Origin of the sequence: Pseudomonas sp. NBRC 111127, from assembly GCF_001320345.1 — a bacterium.
In the GTDB taxonomy this organism is placed as follows: domain Bacteria; phylum Pseudomonadota; class Gammaproteobacteria; order Pseudomonadales; family Pseudomonadaceae; genus Aquipseudomonas; species Aquipseudomonas juntendi.
Genome location: NZ_BCBD01000344.1, coordinates 1 through 652, shown reverse-complemented (window position 1 = coordinate 652; position 652 = coordinate 1). Strand labels below are relative to the sequence as shown.

The following is a 652-nucleotide window of genomic DNA, read 5'->3' as shown; positions in this document are numbered from 1 at the left end:
GGAGCGGCGTAGGACTTGGTGGTTTCACCTGCCGCGAAGGTCAGGGTGGCACCGGTGCTCAGGGTTACGGTGAATGGCTTGTCCAAAGCCTTGTTCAGGGTGACGGTGAAGGTAGGTTCTGTGGCTTCGTTGACCGAAACCTGATCGGCCACGATGGTGACTTTGACCAAGTCACCTTCGTTGTTGCCGCCCGGGTTACCCGGAGTGCCTGGCTCATCGGTGACTACTGTGTTGACAGTATCCTTGCCCAGGTTCAGCTGCTCGAACTGATCGGCACCGGCGCCTTCGACCTTGGTCAGGCCTTGAGTGATGGTGACTGGATCGTTGACGTAGACGTTGTCTGGCGCAGTGACGGTGGTGGTGCCGACCGATTCACCGGCTTTGACCGTGACGATGGTACCGTCGGTCAGGGTGAAGGTCAGGCCTTTGTGGTTGGTCACTGGCAAGCTCGGATCGGCGCTGACCAGGGTCACGGTGTAAGTGATCTTGCCACCTTCGGCCACAGTGGTGTTATCCACAGTGAGCTGAGCAGTAACCGGGCTCTGCGTATCGGTCACAGCTACGGACGCAGGCTGGCCGATCTGCAGGTTTTCCAGCTGCTCACCGACCACTTCGGCCTTGGTGATGCTGACAGTGATCTTGCCTTCGTCCT

1 protein-coding gene is annotated in these 652 nt (G+C 58.9%); it reads right to left on the bottom strand.

All coding sequences use genetic code 11. The features are described 5' to 3' along the window. On the bottom strand, positions 1 to 652 hold a 652-nt coding region (locus APH30_RS29275; protein WP_371262949.1), incomplete at both ends, for an immunoglobulin-like domain-containing protein.